We start from the raw sequence: 3,026 nt of genomic DNA, 5'->3' as shown, positions 1-3,026 counted from the left end.
AGCTTTCCGCGCATTAAAATTTAAAATTAATAAATTAAAAAGCGTATCCTGCTGGATACGCTAAAATAGGGTTATGTAATTGTCTGTTTTTAGGAGTAAATCCTTAAGTGTGTGCCATTACCGAAGTTCGGGGGGCTCCGCGAATGCGATGGGGGATGTCAAGCAGGTACATGTCGAAAATGAACAAAAAAGGTACAAGCGCAGGGTTCGGCAGATGGCACGTACGAGGCTGACTGACGAAAATTACTTGGGAAAGATGGGAAAATCCGTAAGACGCGGGCTCTCTTCGAGAAGGGGGCTCCCCAAAGGGGTGGGCAGCGATCAAGTCGTAACCATTTCTGGCAGGAGCGGTGATAAAGCTGCCGGGTCGGAAAACCTCTCTTTGAAAGTCAGGGAGAAGATGAATGTCTAAAACGATGAAAACCATTTCACGCACATGAGAGAATAAGCATCAATCCCGATACCCCCGACACCACCGATTCAAAAGTCACTGAAAAATAATTGACACGAAGGGCATTCCATGCTATTTTATTTCCATCTACATAAGACACCTTTCTCCATCACCGGGTGGAGAGCAGAAAGGGGACCTGGGACTCGCCGCAGGTACGGCACGCAAGTGTTATAAGGCAGTCCCGGGGCTCCTTTTTTAGAAGCAAAGGAGAAAAATCATGAAAATCGCCCCCTTCAAAGTGGAAGAATGGATGAATGCCTGGGAAACCGGCGCCAGGTACAATATCGCCGAAACCTGCGTGGACTCTGTATCCCTGGATGAACTCTTCGAAATCACCGGAGAAGACAAAGAAGCCTTCTGGAACAATATTTCCAAAAAGCGCCTTACCTACGGCTATATCGTAGGCAATCCGGAATTCAAAGAAGGCATCTGTCAGCTCTACAAAACCATGACTCCGGGCGAAATCATCCCCACTCACGGCGCCGCCGGGGCGAGCCATCATGTTTTTTACTCCCTCATAGAACCGGGAGACCGGGTGATTTCCATCATGCCCACCTACCAGCAGCTTTACTCCATCCCCGAAAGCTTCGGCGCCGATCTGAAGCTCCTTCATCTGGACGAAAAAAACGGCTACCTTCCAGACATGGACGAACTCAGAAGACTGGCCGTTCCGGGGACGAAACTCATCTGCATCAATAACCCGAACAACCCCACCGGTGCCCTTATGAGCAGGGAAATGCTGGAAGAAATCGTGGAAATCGCAAAATCCTGCGGCGCCTATATTCTCTGCGACGAAGTCTATCGTCATCTCACCCAGGAAGAGGAATGGAGCGAATCCATCGTAGACCTTTATGAAAAAGGCATTTCCATCTCCTCCATGTCCAAAGTCTTCTCCCTCGCCGGCATCCGTCTGGGCTGGATCGCAAGCCATGACAAAGAATTCCTCGCCTCCGTCCTGTCGCACCGAGACTATGATCTCATCAGCTGTGGACTTTTTGATGAAGAAGGGGCATCCATCGCTTTGAAACACGCAGACAAACTCCTCGCCAGAAATAAAGCCATCGTCCGGGGCAATCTGGAAATTCTGGATACCTTCATCAGAAACGAACCCCATCTCCATTATGTCAAACCCAAAGCAGGCACCACCGCCCTGGTCTACTATGATTTCGATATTCCCTCCTACGAATTCTGCAAAAAAATGTATGATACCGTCGGCACCTTCGTCACCCCCGGCGCCTGCTTCGAAGAAGAACACTCCATGCGAATCGGCTATGCTTCCGACACAGAAGAACTTCGTCAGGGCCTTGCAGGGATGAAGAAATTTATGGAAAGCCTGAGTGACTGAAAAGCTGTATGGAAATACAGGAAGAAAAACTGTATGTAAAAGTTATCAGTTTGCAGTGATGGTGGCCCGCGTCAGAATGAGGAAGTGGGCCATTTTTTATATAGTTGGTCAAAGACAGCTGTATATAAAATGGCCGTCCATATCATTTTCAGGCGGCCACATTCACTGATAACTGATAACTATTTCCTCCGGCTGCTCGTATTTCATTTTCCTCATGGTATAATTAACTTAATAAAATACACCAAGGAGGTCTTACCCATGATGAAAATTACGAACGAAGGACAGATGAGACTGTCATTTGAAGTACCGGGACGGAAAGAAATCATCCACTCCGATGCCGTCAAAGAAGTAGGAGGAAAAGGAGAATACATGACCCCTGTCGAACTTCTCCTCTCTGCCGTCATTTCCTGTACCCTCACCAATATCATTTACGGAGCCGGCAAAAAAGGCATCTCCATGGAAGGCGCCTGGGCCGAAGCAGATAAAGAAATCTCCGACGCCGGAGGAGTTGGCGTCATCCGCGCCACCTTCCATCTGCCGAAATCGGTACCTGAAGAAGAAAGAGAATTCCTCCAGACCGTTCCCGTAGAACACTGCACCGTAGGCAGGACCATCAGGAAAGAGACGAAGAAAGAATATACCTTCGTCTATGATGTGTGAGCAGTTTTAGAAATAAGCCTCTCAGTCCATTTGGGCCGGGAGGCTTTTATTTTGGAGGAATTGGGGATTGGGGGTTAGGGATTAGGGAAGGTGGCGGCGCTGATGCGCAGCAAGTATATGGGGATTTTACACAGGCGGGGTTGAAAAACCGTACAAGTCGAAATGGGATTAACTGACGAAAGGAACTCAGGACAATTGACTCTATCGGCAAGAAAGAGCCCCCCGAAGTGCGGGGGGCTCCGCGAATGCGGTGGGGGGATGTCAAGCAGGTACATGTCGAAGATAATGAAAAAGGTACAAGCGCAGGGTTCGGTACAAGGTACAAATGAGGCTAATGAAGAAACATATGCAGAAAAAATGACTCTATCGGAAAAAGCGTGGCCCCCTTCGATAAGGGGGCTCCGCGAAGCGGTGGGGAACGAACAAGTCGAAACCATTCCCTGGCTGTATCGGCGGTAAAGTTTCCTGGTCAAAAAATCCACCTTGGAAAGAGACGAAAGATTGATGATTTTTGCCGATAACGACAGAGTCACATGAGCAAACAAGCATCAATCATCCCATCCGCCTGCT

2 protein-coding genes are annotated in these 3,026 nt (G+C 48.6%); both read left to right on the top strand.

What is annotated here, in order from left to right; all coding sequences use genetic code 11:
• Positions 1-668 precede the first annotated feature (668 nt).
• Positions 669-1,796, top strand: a complete 1,128-nt coding sequence (locus VZT47_RS09870) for an aminotransferase (protein WP_330224792.1) — start codon at positions 669-671, stop codon at positions 1,794-1,796.
• A gap of 258 nt (positions 1,797-2,054) precedes the next feature.
• Positions 2,055-2,456 (top strand): OsmC family protein, encoded by a 402-nt coding sequence (locus VZT47_RS09865; RefSeq protein WP_330224791.1) that lies wholly within the window; start codon positions 2,055-2,057, stop codon positions 2,454-2,456.
• The last annotated feature ends 570 nt before the right edge of the window (positions 2,457-3,026 follow it).

It is taken from the genome of Dialister sp. (assembly GCF_036343215.1).
Classification (GTDB): Bacteria; Bacillota; Negativicutes; order Veillonellales; family Dialisteraceae; genus Dialister.
Note: the sequence above shows the minus strand (reverse complement) of the source record. Positions and strands in the feature narration are given on the sequence as shown.